The organism is uncultured Sphingobacterium sp. (assembly GCF_964277905.1).
Classification (GTDB): Bacteria; Bacteroidota; Bacteroidia; order Sphingobacteriales; family Sphingobacteriaceae; genus Sphingobacterium; species Sphingobacterium siyangense.
The window spans coordinates 64,874-80,909 of the sequence record NZ_CAXYKD010000007.1 but is presented as its reverse complement, the minus strand read 5'-3'; the positions used below and the strand labels follow the sequence as shown (position 1 = coordinate 80,909).

Genomic DNA, 16,036 nt, shown 5'->3' with positions numbered 1-16,036 from the left:
TCTAATGAATTTTCATACTTGGATCAACCAACTTACGAAATTAAGAGTATTAACATGTATTTGTAACCTCCTTGGATTATTATTATTTTCCTGTGCAAAGGATGTTATCATAATCCCACCAGATACAAATCCGACGGAAGTCGTTCTTTTAGCTCCCTTAAGCAATACGGGCAATAATTTGACTTTATCCGCCGAAGTAAGGTATTTAAATAATAGCGATATTATCCTCTCCCACGGTTTTATGGTCGACGGAAGAAGTGGAGATACTTATATAAAAAGAGAATATCCTATTGCTTCAACTTTAAAATCTGGCTCATTTACGTACAAAATTCCCGACCCTGAGATTTACAAAGAAGGTTACTATTACAGTTACAAATATTTTGTAAAGTCAGAAAGAGAGACGTACCTAAGTAAATCTGATCAGTTTAGAATCAATAACATTAAAGTCATTGCCAAAGAGGATCTTAAAATAGCTGCAGGCGAAATTATTACAATAGAAGGTGAGTTTACCAACATTGAAAAAGATTATGATCTCTACTATTCCTTCCACGAAGAGAAAAAAATGCCTTTTGAAATTGTCAATTCGGGCAAAGCCATTCGTTTCAAGGTTCCCGAGGGTGTAAAACAAGGCTATAATGTCACATTTAGATTGATCAGCAAAAACCAGGAGGAACCGCATCTAGCTGCTATCATTGCTAAGGCTTTTATTGTTGGGACATTAGCCTCACCGACTTCTTATTCATATTATTACGATGATATTCTTCGTCTCCCTTATCCTACAGATTATTCAGAAAAACCAGGGCTAGAAGTATTTGTCGGTAATATTTTTTTAAGACATAACGATGAGATGGATCTTCGCTATCTTATTGATAACCAAAAAGGAAAGAAATTCCCTATGGGTTATACGAATGGACGTGACACCATAACCTTTCCCCAACCGTTGCAACTTATCGAGCCAGATCCAAACGAATTCAAGGTAATACCAGCGTATGTACACCCAGGAACAAAATTTGAAGTATTTGGAAGTGGCCCGGACAAGTTCAATTTTGGGGGGCATGTAACTGTAGGGAATCAGCATGTCATTTATAACCAAGTAGACAGAAACGCAAAAAAGGGGGAATTAACAATAAGTGATCTCCCCGAAGGTGATTATCCGATGATTATGAACAATAACCACTTCACCTATAAAAGTGCCAATACAATTAAGGTCAAAAAAATGAATATTGTTTCAAGTAGCCATAGTGAAGCCTATGCCGGGCATAAAATAACGTTAAAGGGCACATTTGTAAAAGGGCAATCCTATACACTTGAAATAGATAAAACGAATACAAGCTCAACAACCTGCACAACCACCGGTGAAGTAAATTTTGAAATCCCCCAATTTATGACGGCCGGGAAATATCAGATCAAGATGAGTTATAAAAGTGATATGGACTATCAACGATCTTATTATTCCAATAGCATTCCCTTGGAAATTAAAGCGACAACAATCACTGCCATATATCCTTTAAAAGCCTCTACAGGTGATTTGATTACGATTGAGGGACATGGACTGAAAGGTTATCAAGCGCAAATTGCAACGGTGGAAGCACGACATACCCTGTCCCAGAACAATAAAATTCAATTCGAAATCCCAAATAACCTGCCTAAAGGTAAATATCGCATCAATATTAGTTTTACCAATTTCGGGAAAAACAATACCATTACGGCGACAGACTATCTTGAAATCAACTAACCAATAACGATAATTTATGATGAAGACAAGATCTATCCATAGCGCAGCAATTTTCCTTTTTTCGTTATTCATTATGAGTTTGAGTATTCTTATTGGATGTAAAAAGAAAGAAGTTACGGAGGTAGTCGATTATAGCCCTGTATCGCTAAAGGCAGGCTCATTTAGCAACCTGGAGGGGAAAACCGTCACTTTACATGGTCGCATAGAACGGTTAAATGGGATGCCGGTAGAAGACCATGGGTTTATTATCGAAAAGATAGAAAACAATAAGGATTATGAAAAGGAAACCTTAATCAGTCTGGGCAACAAAGTAACCACCGGTGAGGTTTCTTTTAAATATCAATACAGCCGTGATTTTGAAGTTGGAGACCGTTTTCGTTATACCTTATACGTCAAAACAAAAAACGGATTTTACCGCAGTGGAAGCAGTATTTTTGAAGCTGATGGACTTCAAATCAATTATCTTGAAGACATGCTTGTACCCAATAACAATAAAATAACAGTTACTGGCGATTTCAAGTTCATATCCGAAAATGTAAAATTATACTACGATGGTTTAGATCAGAAGGAATATAGTGTACCTTATCAACTCGCAAGTGACAGAAAGAGCCTAATCTTTACTTTTCCAAAATCAGGTCGTTTCAATCATGGAAATAGGATATTCTTTTTTCTCCGCTATAAAGACAAATCCGGTCAGGAAATCAGTAGAGGCATCGCCCGCATCCAGATACTGGGAACCGTAAATCCACCAACAAAAACTCAACTATATCTCAGCGATTATCTACCAATAGAAGGAACAGGATTAGATCCAGAACGGATTTGGATGGATCCTCCCTTGTACATATTGATCAATGGAAAAAAAATTAAATACAAAAACTACATCTATCTACTTGATATAGAAAATCTCAAAGGAACTAAATTTCAACTGGGATACCACAATGGAAGGGATTCTGTTGTGTTCAAAGACTCTATCGAATTAATCAAACCTATCGGCAGTAATATCCATTTTGAAAAGAAGATTATTCATTCTCCGTACTTAATGAAAATGACTGGAGTCGATTTCTATTCCTACATTACAGTATCTGAGAAAGCAAAATATTATCTTGGTAAGAATAGCATAGCTCATATTCCTTACAGTACGCGGGGAAATACAGAATCTTTTGCTGTGCGCAATATTCCGAATGGCCTGTACAATTTCAGTTATAGTAATCCCTTCTATACGGCAACAACTACCGAGCAGGTTGAAGTCAGAAACTTGACCTGGGTTACTCCCCCAATTACATCGAGATTTGTTGGAGAAGCTTTTACAATTACGGGTAATTTTATTGATGATCACGAATACCTGGTATCAGGCAATGGAATTTACGAACATCCTATAGCGCAAGATGGTAAAATAAATTTTACTCTACCATCAAACATAATTGGGCCGACAGAAATTCAAATTGGCTACCGTGTCGACATCAATTACGATGAATCTTTTTACGCACCTAAAAAACAGTCCCTCTATATAAACGATTTTCAAGTGAGCGAAATTACACCTTTAAAGGGTTATCCTGGAGATGTTATAACGATCAAAGGAAAAGGCCTTGGCTCCATACAGATAACTGTTGGCGGCGCTTATGCAACAAGCATCTCTCGGAGCTCAGAAGAACACCGTTTTATCATCCCGGCATTTGCACCTAAAGGTAAATCAGCTCTTGTAATGACTTTGAACGGTACGACGATTAAACATAAAGAGCTTTTTGAGATTTTGTAACCGCAAAATTTAATAAATGTTATGTGTGCCATTATTATCTTCATTGATATGGAGGTAGCTAGCAACATGCCAATGGCAAAACAAACTGGATCGTTAGCATAATCAAAAGATAAAAGTTTTTTTTTATGAAAAAAAGAACTTTTGATCATCATACTTCAAAAGATCCGTTTTTAAAGCATGTTTTTTTAACCATAAAGTGAATTTTTAAAAAAATAAATCTAGTTTTAGAAGGATTTTAACTTATTTTGTACCTCAAATAAAAACCATAAATTAATCTATATGCGTCGTAAGAACCTACTATGTATTTTTAAATTATACATGTGTTTCAATTTTTTATGTCTTATTTCCTGTAAATATAACAGCGAAGATCTTAATTTTCATGAAATTAAACCACCAGATAAAGATGCTAAGGTATCTATGAATCTAGCAGACGTACCAAATGGTCAAACCGTTTATATTTATGCTCCAACCGATTTATCGTATGCAATCAATGCAACATCAGGATCTATCGCTAAACAAGAGTTTTATCTCAATAATAAACTTGTGGGTAGTGAAAAGGCAGTATTACGCATAAAGCCATCCGATCTTGCAGGAGGAACGTCGGATATATTGAAAGTAAAAGTAGAACTATCTTCAGGAACCGGAAGTTTAGCTGAGGTTTTAGGACAGGAGAAATCTGCTTTTGAATTCACCTACCCAATAAAATATATAAACCCTCAGGTAAATTTGAATATTAACCAACGGATTAATTCTTCAAAAAAATTAGAGATTTATTGGACAAAACCAGCCATAGAAGGTGCTGAAATTGAAAGTTATGAAATATATAATTTCAGTAATTTGGATCAGATTCTCATCAATCGAATTTCAGATCCCGATAAAAATAGCTTTATCGATGATGACTATTCCTATGGAGCTAAAACATATAAAATAATTACAAAATACAAGGGCAACAAAGTTCCACCAAAAGAAGATTATTATTCTGTAAAATATAAGGTTTTCACAAGCGATTATTTCAAAACGAAAACCTTAAAAAATCTGAATCTGAACATACAGTGGACTCACCCAGATGGTATTGCAAACAAATATATTTTTGTTTGGAAAGGAAATAGACAATCAATCTCCTTAGGTAAAAATAATGCTGAGGTCTACCGGCCTGCATTCCCTTTTCAAGAAGAACAGTATTATGAATTGTATATCCTGCCCGAACAGGCCAACGACTGGGACTATGCCAAATATCCGAAGATCATCAACTATTTTAAAGAACAAAAATACGATGATGAAATAGATTATGCGCATATGATCATGACTGAAGGAGATCTTAAAAACAATTTAATCCTTTCCATGCGAGGTATTAAAAATGGTTTTGGACTTCGAAGCTATGGAATTAACGACCTCGTTATGAAGAGTAAATATGACGACCATATTCAATATCCTTTTTATATTAATTCTTTTCAAATTGCTCCAACCACTGGAAAGGTTGCTGTTCACATAAGAAGCGACATCTATGAGACCAAGCCGAAGATCGAGGTATATACAGATTATACGCTCAGTAAAAAACTTGCGACCTATGAGACCGATGATTTTCCAGTTTATTTTTTGACCGATGACGATAAAATCCTTATCCGTAATAATAATCAATCTTATCGATTTAGAATATACGATGTAAATTCAGGAAAATTATTAAGCGAGAAAACCGAAAATGGTCAACAATTTCGTCCCTCAATCTCTCCGAATGGTAAATACATTGTATCGGCAGTGGGAGCAGCAACAGGATGGTATAAATTGTATAAATACGAAAATAACGAATATACACTATTAACTGAAAAAACGGAAAGTCGGATCGTTAATGCATTTTATTTTCATCCGGCCATTCAGAACCAAGTCATTATTCAATCAATCGATAACTATTTCTCGATTTGTGAATTACCAACTTTAAACGTAATTAAAAAAGTGCCTGGGGAATTTCTTTCTTATGATAGTTTCACTGGAAATATCCTTTTTAAGGATGAATATTTTTCCTCTAATTCTCTTGTCAATGTCTTAGATAATACATACAGTAATATCCTTTTTAGTATGACAACGGGCAATTACTTCCAACCTTATCAAGCACGACTTCTGAACAACAATATTATTCTTTACAACAATTATGTCAATATCGTCCAATAGCCTAAAAATCATGAGAAAACTACTATTAAGTATTGCCTTGTTATTCATTACGATAACCTCAATGGCTCAAATTGGATTCGGATATCGATTTGGTATGGGTAGCTATAAAATGTCCGAAATGAGTTCATTATTAAATGTTATTCAAAGCGGAATTAAGTTAGACTATCCAGTTCCTATTTCAGTTACTGATAATTTCCCAAATCATTATACCAATTACGGTGAAATTACATACTCCGTAAAAAAGAATGATTATGGTGTCAATTTCACTTATCTATCCACTGGGGGACGATTGGCCTATTCGGATTATTCGGGAGCTATTGCCTATAACTTGAATGCAAACGCCTATCGTATCGGAGCGGTATATCGTAATTTTTTCTTCCAGACAAATGAAGGGCAGGATAAGAATTTATCGCTTTTTGCGGAGATCTCTCCTGCGATAACCATCAATAATATTACGTCAGATGGTTATTATCAAACTCAATCTGGCCGCAATGAAATTGACAAAAAGCACCTTGTTGAATCCAAATCCACAGGTTTTTCGATCACTCCTTATGTTGGTATTCAGTGGAATATAGTTAAGGCCCTAGGCATTAACCTAGGTTTAGGATATAATGCTGAAATATCTGGTAAAAGTAGTGAAATGAGAGATACCAAGATTGACTGGTCCGGCGCTCGCTTTGGGCTAGGTCTAAATTATAAGCTGATCCATTAATGAATAGTTTCATCATTTGGAAAAATTAAGTCTTTTTAAACCTTAGTCGTAGAAATTGAAGAAAAAGCCGTTATACTGATGTAAAACGGCTTTTTTTTGTAAGTTTTCTTATCAAGTTACAAAATTACGAAACGATTCTATTTAGATATTGTTCTTCAATAAAGGATAATATTATATGGAAGACCTATTATATTCGGTAGCTATTAGCGTAATGATTGTTTGGGCGGTTACTTTTGTGGGCGGATTCATAACAGAAGATTTTATTCATATTCTTTTAATTATTGCAGCAATAGCATTTATATTTCGCGCAATAAAGGGTATTAGTAATTCAAAGGTGCACCAATCTCAACAGTAAGTCAAAGCTATTAGTAAACAAATAGACCGGCAATAAAAATGACAATCCCAAACCGATTAAATCAAAATCAATGGTACGATAGGTATACGAAGAAGAGCGACTTCGACTCCTGTCAAAGAATTTTGGAGGCTTTATGTGGCCACACGAAAATGAGGTATGGCATGATACGCAAGAAAGATGGCCGGAAATGGGGAAATTGGTGCGTTTATGACTATCATTCTCAGAAGATCGTCAATAAAAACAGCGAAAACTACGTTAAAATATATCAGGAAATAAGGAAAGGTTTCTCACCTATTTACATTGACGATAGCGAGCAGTGTTCTGTCGACGAATGGACACAAGTTCTTCATGAATTCGGTTTAAAAAGCTATATATCTTACCCCATTATTAACAAAAATAATTCTATTGTTGGACACTTGAGTTTCATGAATGCGGAACCTGTACACTTCGACCCAATTAAATTGGAGGCGTTGCTCCCTTTTTGCAGTGATTTGATTGCAATAGATTTTAAAACTGCAATTGAACGTAGAAATACGAGAAGAAAATTAGAACAGGAACTTAGTTATTCCAAAAACAGAGAACTCGTTTTATCGTCTTTGGCCCATGACTTAAATAATCCTGTCAGCATCATAAAAGTGATATCGCAATATCTTGGCGCAAACATTAAAGATGAAAGCCAAAAAAACTTAATAAAGAAAATAGAGGAGGCTTCATCACGGGTAAAAGGTGTGATAGAAGATATTTTAGATTTCAGTAGTATCCGTCTTCATGACAGGCTAATTAGAATTAATGATCATTACCGCATGGATTCGTTGATTAAGCAAATCTTATCGGAATTTGAAGTATTACACAATAGAACACTAATCGCCAACATCAACCTTCCAGTTGATGTACCTTGCGATCATCAGAAAATGGGGCGGGCTTTCGCTAATTTAATTGGAAATGCTATAAAACATGGTAATCCTCATGAAAATATCGAAATAAATGCATGCATTCAAAAAGAAAATTTCATTTTTAGTGTTACAAATGAGATCGCCTATCCTCAATATTCAGATCTTACAGATCTATTTAAGCCTTTCGTAAAAGGAGTCAATAGTAATGGGCTCGGATTAGGATTATTTATTGTGAGTGAAATAGTAAAAATTCATAAGGGAAAAATAGTCGTAAATTTAAAGGACAATAAAATTACTTTTAACCTGATAATCCCCATAGATTTAACTAAAGTTGGTCAATAATAAAGTATAGATAAGAATTTCAGGAAGAATTAGTTTTCGCTTAGGTACTTTATTCAAGAGAAAAAGGGTGCGCTAATCACACCCTTAATCTTATCAGGTATCTTAGGTATTGGGTACCGGTGCGTGTTCTTCAATAAGCTTATCATGTTTTAGCTCTTTCCAAAAGTCGGCGGGAATCTTGGCCTCAAAGGAATGTGCATTTTGCACGGCCTGCTCAGCGTTATGTGCTCCGGGTATAACACCGGACACTGCTTCGGGAGCCGCCGCAAATTGCAATGCTGCTGTACGGAGATCCACAGCGTGATTTTCCGCGACCTGTTGCAGCGCATTTAGCTTTTCTTTAACACCGGCAGGAAACTTCCCATCATAGAGATAACGGTCTTTACCCGATAAAAATCCAGCGCATAATGGAGCTCCTACAATAATGGAAATATCTCTTTCAGCAACTTTCGGGAAAATCTGATTCAGTTCATCGTCATGTTTTATCAATGAATACTGGCAGGCCGAAAGAAAAATATCTGGATCAGCAACTTCCAATGTCTGTAAGATAGGCGCAACGGTATTAACTCCCAGTCCCCAACCTTTAATAACACCTTCTTCTCTCATCTTAGTCAATTCGGGCATTGCTCCATGAATAGCTTGCTGAAAATAATGTGTATAGCTGTCTTTCATATCTCCATTGTCCGGTGAAAGGTCATGAATAAATACCACATCAATGGAAGATAATCCCAAGCGCTGTAGACTATCTTCGATACTTCTTCTTACTCCTGAGGCGCTATAATCATATTGGTAAGCAAAATTTAATTTTCCTTTCCATAACGATTGTTCCATTTTAAAATCGTCCTGCGGCAACATTAATCGGCCTACTTTTGTTGACAGCGTAAAACTTTCTCGAGGCTGATCTTTTAAAAACAAGCCCATCCTACGTTCACTGATACCCAAACCATACCATGGCGAGGTGTCAAACAATCGTATCCCTGCATTCCAGACGGCTTCGACTGCCTTTAAACATTCGATATCTGCGTTGTGCTGAAATCCATTTCCCAATGCCACTCCCCCAAATCCAGCTTTGTTGGCGGGACGGAATTTTTTCTTTTGTATTAAATTTTCGGCTGTTATCATCTTTTTCTTTTATTACTTCCTATTATTTATGTTCGCTAGTCTGTCTAGCCGCAAGTTCATCATGTGCAGTTAGGTCAAGACGTAAAGGCGTAATCGACACTAAATTGTGTTCTACTGCCCAGCGATCAGTACCCTTTTCAGCAGGTTCTAATGGCACTACTGTGATCCAATAGTTTTTCCTTCCCATAGGATCCTCTCCGGGCACCACACTGCCATCATATAAACGTACTGATTGTCTTGTCCAGGAAAGCCCTTGGGGTTTAGGCGGAAAATTCACATTATAAAGAGCGGGGCCCTTATTTTTCAGCAATATCTTGAGCACCTCGATTGTCCACCGAGATAGCCCTTCAAAATCAGGTTCTGTCTTTCCAACAGGTGTACTCAATGCAATACCAGTAATCCCGAGCAATGTGGCCTGCTTCGCCGCAGCCAATGTTCCTGAGTGCCACATTGAATTGCCTAGGTTTGGGCCCATATTAATACCTGAAAGCACAACCTGCGTATCTGGAAACATATGTAAACCCAAGGCCACACAGTCTGCCGGCGTGCCATTGACCCTAAAGGCCTCAATATCCTCAAAAGTAACAGGCGCACGCCGATAGCTTAGGGGGCGAGAATGTGTAATAGCATGCCCCATTGACGACTGCTCAACATCTGGGGCAACAATCTTTACCGTTCCAAACTCTTTCGCCGTCTGTGCCAGTGCCGCAATCCCCGGTGAATAGATACCATCGTCATTGGTGATAAGTATATTCATAGCTGTCCTTTTCTATGAAAACCAATCTCAAGCATGCTTTGTTCTGCTGTTATGAAAGAACATGGCAAAAACATAAGGTTAGTACACAATCCTGCTGCTGGGGATGACTCGAATGGAGACAAAGACGAACTATGTCAATTGATTGAAGATCTTGGCCACAATTGCACTGTAGTAACAAAAAAAGATGCTGTCAAAAAGATCGACCCACAGACGGATATCATCGCCTTGGCTGGCGGTGACGGCACTATAAGAATGACCGTTATGGGTCTACTAGAAAAAAAGCTAAGATTTAAGAGGCCGATCGCTATATTACCACAAGGCACTGCAAACAATATTGCTATCTCTCTTGGTATTCCTCTAGACTGTGAAAAAGCTATTGGTCTGTGGAAAAGCGCTATACTTAAAAAATTCGATGTAGGGATGGTCATAGGGTTAGAAAGAAAGCCCCTATATTTTATTGAATCTATCGGTTTTGGGGTATTTCCTACACTAATGAAAAAAATGGATAAAAAAAACACCGAAGATCTTAGTGCGGAAGATGAAATCAAAACTGCACTAAGACAGCTCCGCAAGCTGGTAGAAACATTCCCTGCTACTACACTGAGACTTACAGTAGCTGGAAATAACTATGAAAAAGAGTGCATACTAGTTGAGATCATGAATATACCAAGTATCGGACCGAGGCTAGTGCTTGCTGCAGATGCTGATCCTGGAGATGGACAGTTTGATATCATCATTGTCACTGTCGATCAACGTCAGGAACTTATAAGCTATATCGATGGACTATTGAATGGAACCAACGTCGAATTTAAAATAATACCTATCCGGGCTAGTCGATTAGCGATGGAATGGGAAGGCAAAGAAATACACATCGATGATGAGCGCAAGAGTTACTTTGGCCAACAATTAAAGCTTACCTTGCTAGAAGGTATAGTTGAAATTATCACAGGCAATAAATAAGATACGATTTCAGCCAACGATAATGGTTCGAAAAATGTTCTCTTTTAAAAAACGAGTTAAAATGAACAGATTAAAAAACATAAATAATAACCTAGGCATGGCGGTCCTTCTCATGACTGCTATCCCAAATCCGGATCCACGTGAGCCAAGCCCAGACTTGTCACAGTCACAGCAAGAGGAAGCCTCTAAAGAAGAAGAAGGGGGGCCTAATACCAATCTATCTGGTCTCAAAGACGATCGCACCCATAACAAGGAGGAAGCACAAGCCGAACAGAAAGAAAAAGATGACGAAGATAAGCCCGACCTTTCTGATGACATCAATGTTTAGATCATAGCAAAAGCATCTTATATCTTTACGTTCGGGCACATAACTCTCGGCATCGAAACATCGCAGTCAACGACAATATTAAGTCCCTTAACCTTTTCGAGGTGGGAAGAAAAACAGCTTTGGATTTATTTTAAAATAGATCCAAACAGCCTTTCCCATTTTAATCAATTCTTTCGACGATAGATTTCGCGAGCGGAAGGCTAACATCAAGGATAGCGAAAAGCTGACCATGAAATTAAAGAACCCTATAACTCCAATCCCTAGAATGCCCCAAACCCATATGTCGGTAGAGAGCTCCATCCCATGACCAAATAAGCCCAAAGCCAAATTTCCACTGGCAAATGTAATATGTCTAATGTCAAGATTTAAACCTAAAAAAAGTCCAATGGAAGCTGTTGAACCCATAAAGATCCCAAACCACACGTTAGACACGATTCCTGCCCATTTTTTTTCATAAAACGAAGCTATTCTGTTTGTTTTTGCTTGTCCAAATATCTTTTTCAACATGGGGTGTTCCTGAATACGATAATATACCGAGTTATGCTTGTCCCGATTTGAAATACTGCCGGCAATAATTCCGGAAAGAAATAAAAAAACACCTGCAATAGAGGCATGCAAGACCAAGGGCGTCTTTATCGGATTGAGGTCATTGACCAGATGTAACCACTTGGCACTCGCAATATTGACCTGAAACAATTGTTGAATCACCCAAACAAGAAAAAGACTCATCGGAAAAGCCATCAAAACATTACCGACAAAAGCAATAAACTGAGACCGAAATAATCGCGCAAATAATTCAGCAAATATCCAATACCGATGTTTGTTGGTCCCCTGTTCGGCAATCCCCTGCTCAATTGCGTTGACCAATGCGGAAGCTGTCATTGCAGGTTGTTTGGTGGCTAAGGTAGCACCAAAAAGATAAATTAACGTAAAGCCAATAGCATAATTCAGACTATATAAAAATGCATGACCAAACTCACTGCTGTGTACCTTACCTAATAATAATTTAACGATACACATTACGCCTACAATAAGGCCTCCACCGCAGGCAGAACGGAACATTTTCCAATATTCCTGCCGACTTGAAGTAATATAATGTTCACCAGTCTGAGCAGTATGATGAGTAATCTCGTACGCTAAAAGCTGTGTACTCTGTCCTACCAATTTGCGAATATTGCTTTTTCGGGAATTGTATCCAATCAGGGTCATTGCTAGTGCAATAGTCTTTTCCTGTTTTTCTTCCGGATTATCAATCACTAAAAAAAGCAAGATTTCTCGGATCCTTTCAAGTTGTTGCCGCATACGCAAAAGTGATTGATTAACCTTTATGGAAATTCCGAAGCGATGTGAATTATCGAAGGCAGTTTCAATATACGATTCGCATTGCTTATGAAGTACCAAAATTTGTTTATAAGACAGATCATCCGAGGAGATAAACTTATTATCCGATTGTAAAATACGATCATTCAATTCAGTAAATTCCCGCATAATGGCTATAAATGGACTATCAAAATTTTGAAACTCAGGTACCATCTTGTTTACATCCGTTTCCATTGCACGCCCCGTAATACGTTGAACCAACAGTTCCAATCCATACAATATTTCGATCATTCCAAAACCGGTTTCATCATCATAAATTGTTTCGAATCGACATAAACGAAACAGTTCATCGACCTGCTCCTGCGAAACCGTAACAATCCAATCGGCATCACGAGGTTTGTAAAAAACCTGATTTAATATATATTGCAAAGTAGACTTGGGTGGCTGAAAAGGTAAGTATCGCTCGGTGATCCTTTTTTTAAGTTCGTAAAAAAAATCCGCATAGCTGATAATTCCTGTATCTGAAATCAACTGATCAAAATCTTTACTGGCCAGAATTCTTTTTAAATAAAGCTGAAAGCATTCCAGCTCCTCGGGTGCAGCATGGAGATAATCCAGTAAAAATTGAATATCGATCTGATAAAGCAGATTGGTATGCTTGGGACGAATGATATCCACTAGAAGAACCAAAAAATCGACGCTTACATAAGCAGAGTCTTCTAATTGAGTTTTAAATCGTATAAACAAACTGCTTACCTGCTGTTCTTTTTTCATAAATTATAAAATCCCTGTTTTAGATACCAAATTTAGGTACATTTTGTTTTTTTAATCTAAAAGAATAACACGCCACATTGTGTCAAATAGCCACTTAAATAGATGATTTTGATCATTTTTCATCCCTTTTCATTTTCATAATTTTATAGATAAGAAACTATAAATCAAAGGTTAACCCCAACATAAAAAACGAAAATGAAAAACTACGATAAAGTGAAGTCCGCAAAATTATGTTACGAACATATCGGCGGAAAACTCGGCCAGCTCTTCCTGGAGGTGTTAATAGCAAAAGGTTGGCTAGCAAAAACAGAACCCAGCGATAGAGACCTCTATATTACTGAACTTGGAGAATCCCAATTGACAGCATTTGGTATCGACTTATCACAAATTAAATCGTAACCATCATGAACTTACGCTTAGATTACGACAATTTCTTTCTACCAGCACTGGATCTGGAGAAACATTTTCAGTATATTCGTATAACTTAACGAATTCATACTATGAATGCGATGACAGACTGTGAACTTCAAAATATAGACCCAGACGATATTGGCGATGTGCTCTTTAAAGTCGAAAAATCATTTGACATAAAGTTTAGGGGCACAGAACTTATGCATATCTCAACGTTTGGTGAGCTCTGCGATCATATCACAAATAAGATCCAACTTGATCATTCGAGCGACTGTACAAATCAGCAGGCTTTTTATAAGCTACGTGAGGCAATAGCTTCGACAGCTCAAATCGATTCTAAAACGATTACGATAAACACTGTACTTACGGACATTTTCCCAAAACATGGTCGGCGGTTAAGGGTAAAAAAACTCGAAAGACATTTAGGCTTTAAACTTGACATCCTACGCCCTCCCTTCTGGCTGACCCTAATACTTGCGATCTTTTATGTTGCTTCCTTAGCTGTTATTTACTTTAATTGGCCAATAGGCCTCACAGGCCTTATGTTTTCGCACACGTCGCTTTGGATTGCACACAAAACCGGTAAGCTGCTTGACTTACAGACGGTAGGACAATTGGCAAAAAAAATGACAGCGGAAAATTATTTAAAATCGAGACGAAACCCTACCACATGCAATAAAATCGAGATTGAAAAAGTATTGACAGACCTGTTCAGTAGTGAACTATACCTTGACAAAAGTAAATTAACAAGAGAAGCGAAACTTGCTTGATATATACTGATTCGTCGTTTAAATTGTCTTATTATGATCTAGTCAGCGCTTAACGGCAATGAGCTACGGCTATCCACGATATTTCTTAGACTGTAAAGTTTAATGGAATATATCGTATCTTGCTATCCAATTTTAAACCAAATATCACTTCAATGCAAAGAATTATCTATTCAATAGTAGCTATCGGTCTTATTTTTACAGGATGCGCAGGAATGAAAGGTCAGGGCGATAATAATGGCTGGAAATCCTTGTTTGATGGAAAGGACATTAATGATTGGTTTGTCAAAATTCATCATCATGATGTTGGTGTGAACTACGGAAATACTTTTAGAGTTGAAGATGGAATAATTAAGGTCAGATATGATCAGTATGATGATTTTAATGATCAATTTGGCCATTTATATTATAAAACACCCTTTTCTTATTATCATTTAAAGTTTGAATATCGATTTGTAGGCGAGCTCCATAAAGGTGCCCCCTCCTATACACTTCGTAATAGCGGCGTTATGTTTCATTCGCAGGACCCCAGAACAATGTTGAAAGAACAGGATTGGCCTATTTCTGTCGAAATGCAACTTTTGGGAGGCCTGAGCGATGGTCAGCCCCGCCCTACAGGCAATATGTGTTCTCCTGGAACCAATGTGGTCTATCAGGGCAAAATAGCCTCCTCACATTGTTTAAATTCTACTTCGAAGACCTATGATGGTGATCAATGGGTTAAAGGGGAGTTGATTGTATTAGGAGATTCGTTAATCAAACATATCATTAACGGAGATACCGTACTAGAATATTCAAGACCTCAGATTGGAGGTGGAACAGCCAATGGATATAACCCCAAAATTAAGATCGATGGTAAATTGCTCAGCAGTGGATTTATTGCATTACAGAGTGAAGGTCAACCCGTAGATTTTAAGAATATATGGATTAAGGAACTACCTAAACCAAAGAAGTAAGGGAGACTATTGCATAGCTATACATAATATATCGCTATATAGTTATTTCTTATCAATTATTTTAAGGTCGTTAATTTTTCCAACAGGAGCAATCTTTATGCGTTTATCTCCTTTAGTTACATAAAAGTAGTAAGTACTGTTAATATCAATCATATAGATATCAGTTTCTTGATTAGATTCCGAATTGATTGTATAATTATATTTTAGGTTTTGGTTTTCAATCCTTTTTTTTATCATACTACCTTCTCCTATTCCTAATCCTACAAATAGAGCCAGAAGTTCAATAGCAACAAAAAGGGAAAAAAAAGAGACTGTTGTTTTGCGAAGTTCTTTTTTATCTCCTTCAGGATTTATTTTATAACTTCTTAACAACTTTTTACTCCAAGTTTTCTCTCTATTCCGTAGAATGATAAGTTGAAATAAAAAGAAGAAAAGAACAACAGAAATGATTACAATAATTAAGATGGGACTTGAGGTCATATCGGCAATTGGGCTAATCAAAATATCTGTTATAGATGAGTATTTCAAGATGTTAATTCCCAATTGGTAAAAAAGAATACTTTCCTTTAAAAGTCCAAGAATAATTAGATATAAATATCCTAATGGCAACAACCCTTGAATTTTTTCTAAATATTTCATTCAACTAATATATAATTTTATCTTGATTTTAAACTTAGCAGTT

General features: G+C 36.9%; 15 protein-coding genes. 11 read left to right on the top strand and 4 right to left on the bottom strand.

Annotated elements, in window-relative coordinates; translation table 11 throughout:
- Window positions 1–4: 4 nt before the first annotated feature.
- The 6 genes from ACHWSC_RS05015 (at window position 5) to ACHWSC_RS04990 (ending at window position 7,959) form a co-directional block, all read left to right on the top strand.
- Window positions 5–1,735 carry an IPT/TIG domain-containing protein gene (locus ACHWSC_RS05015; RefSeq protein ID WP_394675984.1) on the top strand — a complete coding sequence of 577 codons (1,731 nt, stop codon included), beginning with the start codon at window positions 5–7 and terminating at the stop codon, window positions 1,733–1,735.
- Between the two features lie 16 nt (window positions 1,736–1,751).
- The gene (locus ACHWSC_RS05010) at window positions 1,752–3,491 is read left to right on the top strand and encodes an IPT/TIG domain-containing protein (RefSeq protein ID WP_394675983.1); all 1,740 of its coding nucleotides are present in this window, start codon (window positions 1,752–1,754) and stop codon (window positions 3,489–3,491) included.
- A gap of 417 nt (window positions 3,492–3,908) precedes the next feature.
- Complete coding sequence (locus ACHWSC_RS05005; RefSeq protein WP_394675982.1) at window positions 3,909–5,657, top strand: hypothetical protein; 1,749 nt, start codon at window positions 3,909–3,911, stop codon at window positions 5,655–5,657.
- A gap of 10 nt (window positions 5,658–5,667) precedes the next feature.
- Window positions 5,668–6,369, top strand: a complete 702-nt coding sequence (locus tag ACHWSC_RS05000) for a hypothetical protein (RefSeq protein WP_394675981.1) — start codon at window positions 5,668–5,670, stop codon at window positions 6,367–6,369.
- Between the two features lie 175 nt (window positions 6,370–6,544).
- Window positions 6,545–6,724: a lmo0937 family membrane protein gene (locus ACHWSC_RS04995; protein ID WP_394675980.1), complete on the top strand. Its 180-nt coding sequence runs from the start codon at window positions 6,545–6,547 to the stop codon at window positions 6,722–6,724.
- Window positions 6,725–6,762: 38 nt separating this feature from the next.
- A complete protein-coding gene (locus tag ACHWSC_RS04990) occupies window positions 6,763–7,959 on the top strand; it encodes a histidine kinase dimerization/phospho-acceptor domain-containing protein (protein WP_394675979.1) in 1,197 nt (398 codons plus the stop codon).
- A gap of 102 nt (window positions 7,960–8,061) precedes the next feature.
- On the opposite strand, the gene ACHWSC_RS04985 is transcribed toward ACHWSC_RS04990, so the two are convergent.
- Entirely contained in the window at window positions 8,062–9,081 is a 1,020-nt protein-coding gene (locus ACHWSC_RS04985; protein ID WP_394675978.1) for an aldo/keto reductase, read from the bottom strand.
- Between the two features lie 22 nt (window positions 9,082–9,103).
- Complete coding sequence (gene surE, locus ACHWSC_RS04980) at window positions 9,104–9,838, bottom strand: 5'/3'-nucleotidase SurE (RefSeq protein WP_394675977.1); 735 nt, start codon at window positions 9,836–9,838, stop codon at window positions 9,104–9,106.
- A 51-nt stretch (window positions 9,839–9,889) separates the two neighbouring features.
- Here surE and ACHWSC_RS04975 point away from each other — a divergent pair, with 51 nt between their 5' ends.
- A complete protein-coding gene (locus ACHWSC_RS04975; RefSeq protein ID WP_394675976.1) occupies window positions 9,890–10,798 on the top strand; it encodes a diacylglycerol/lipid kinase family protein in 909 nt (302 codons plus the stop codon).
- A 97-nt stretch (window positions 10,799–10,895) separates the two neighbouring features.
- A complete protein-coding gene (locus ACHWSC_RS04970; protein ID WP_394675975.1) occupies window positions 10,896–11,126 on the top strand; it encodes a hypothetical protein in 231 nt (76 codons plus the stop codon).
- 87 nt (window positions 11,127–11,213) lie between these two features.
- On the opposite strand, the gene ACHWSC_RS04965 is transcribed toward ACHWSC_RS04970, so the two are convergent.
- Window positions 11,214–13,220, bottom strand: a complete 2,007-nt coding sequence (locus ACHWSC_RS04965; protein WP_394675974.1) for a hypothetical protein — start codon at window positions 13,218–13,220, stop codon at window positions 11,214–11,216.
- Between the two features lie 195 nt (window positions 13,221–13,415).
- Here ACHWSC_RS04965 and ACHWSC_RS04960 point away from each other — a divergent pair, with 195 nt between their 5' ends.
- From ACHWSC_RS04960 to ACHWSC_RS04950, 3 genes are all read left to right on the top strand, one after another.
- Entirely contained in the window at window positions 13,416–13,619 is a 204-nt protein-coding gene (locus tag ACHWSC_RS04960) for a hypothetical protein (protein WP_394675973.1), read from the top strand.
- Window positions 13,620–13,720: 101 nt separating this feature from the next.
- The gene (locus ACHWSC_RS04955) at window positions 13,721–14,401 is read left to right on the top strand and encodes a hypothetical protein (RefSeq protein ID WP_394675972.1); all 681 of its coding nucleotides are present in this window, start codon (window positions 13,721–13,723) and stop codon (window positions 14,399–14,401) included.
- 152 nt (window positions 14,402–14,553) lie between these two features.
- Window positions 14,554–15,354: a DUF1080 domain-containing protein gene (locus tag ACHWSC_RS04950; protein ID WP_394675971.1), complete on the top strand. Its 801-nt coding sequence runs from the start codon at window positions 14,554–14,556 to the stop codon at window positions 15,352–15,354.
- A gap of 42 nt (window positions 15,355–15,396) precedes the next feature.
- Here the strand turns inward: ACHWSC_RS04950 and ACHWSC_RS04945 are convergent, their stop codons facing one another.
- Window positions 15,397–15,993: a hypothetical protein gene (locus ACHWSC_RS04945; protein WP_394675970.1), complete on the bottom strand. Its 597-nt coding sequence runs from the start codon at window positions 15,991–15,993 to the stop codon at window positions 15,397–15,399.
- Window positions 15,994–16,036 lie beyond the last annotated feature (43 nt).

What these genes read in the sequence shown, in the direction of transcription:
- ACHWSC_RS05015 (WP_394675984.1), top strand. Translation starts at nt 5, where the DNA reads ATGAATTTTCATACTTGGATCAACCAACTTACGAAATTAAGAGTATTA.
- ACHWSC_RS05010 (WP_394675983.1), top strand. Translation starts at nt 1,752, where the DNA reads ATGATGAAGACAAGATCTATCCATAGCGCAGCAATTTTCCTTTTTTCG.
- ACHWSC_RS05005 (WP_394675982.1), top strand. Translation starts at nt 3,909, where the DNA reads ATGAATCTAGCAGACGTACCAAATGGTCAAACCGTTTATATTTATGCT.
- ACHWSC_RS05000 (WP_394675981.1), top strand. Translation starts at nt 5,668, where the DNA reads ATGAGAAAACTACTATTAAGTATTGCCTTGTTATTCATTACGATAACC.
- ACHWSC_RS04995 (WP_394675980.1), top strand. Translation starts at nt 6,545, where the DNA reads ATGGAAGACCTATTATATTCGGTAGCTATTAGCGTAATGATTGTTTGG.
- ACHWSC_RS04990 (WP_394675979.1), top strand. Translation starts at nt 6,763, where the DNA reads ATGACAATCCCAAACCGATTAAATCAAAATCAATGGTACGATAGGTAT.
- ACHWSC_RS04985 (WP_394675978.1), bottom strand. Translation starts at nt 9,081, where the DNA reads ATGATAACAGCCGAAAATTTAATACAAAAGAAAAAATTCCGTCCCGCC.
- surE (WP_394675977.1), bottom strand. Translation starts at nt 9,838, where the DNA reads ATGAATATACTTATCACCAATGACGATGGTATCTATTCACCGGGGATT.
- ACHWSC_RS04975 (WP_394675976.1), top strand. Translation starts at nt 9,890, where the DNA reads ATGAAAGAACATGGCAAAAACATAAGGTTAGTACACAATCCTGCTGCT.
- ACHWSC_RS04970 (WP_394675975.1), top strand. Translation starts at nt 10,896, where the DNA reads ATGGCGGTCCTTCTCATGACTGCTATCCCAAATCCGGATCCACGTGAG.
- ACHWSC_RS04965 (WP_394675974.1), bottom strand. Translation starts at nt 13,220, where the DNA reads ATGAAAAAAGAACAGCAGGTAAGCAGTTTGTTTATACGATTTAAAACT.
- ACHWSC_RS04960 (WP_394675973.1), top strand. Translation starts at nt 13,416, where the DNA reads ATGAAAAACTACGATAAAGTGAAGTCCGCAAAATTATGTTACGAACAT.
- ACHWSC_RS04955 (WP_394675972.1), top strand. Translation starts at nt 13,721, where the DNA reads ATGAATGCGATGACAGACTGTGAACTTCAAAATATAGACCCAGACGAT.
- ACHWSC_RS04950 (WP_394675971.1), top strand. Translation starts at nt 14,554, where the DNA reads ATGCAAAGAATTATCTATTCAATAGTAGCTATCGGTCTTATTTTTACA.
- ACHWSC_RS04945 (WP_394675970.1), bottom strand. Translation starts at nt 15,993, where the DNA reads ATGAAATATTTAGAAAAAATTCAAGGGTTGTTGCCATTAGGATATTTA.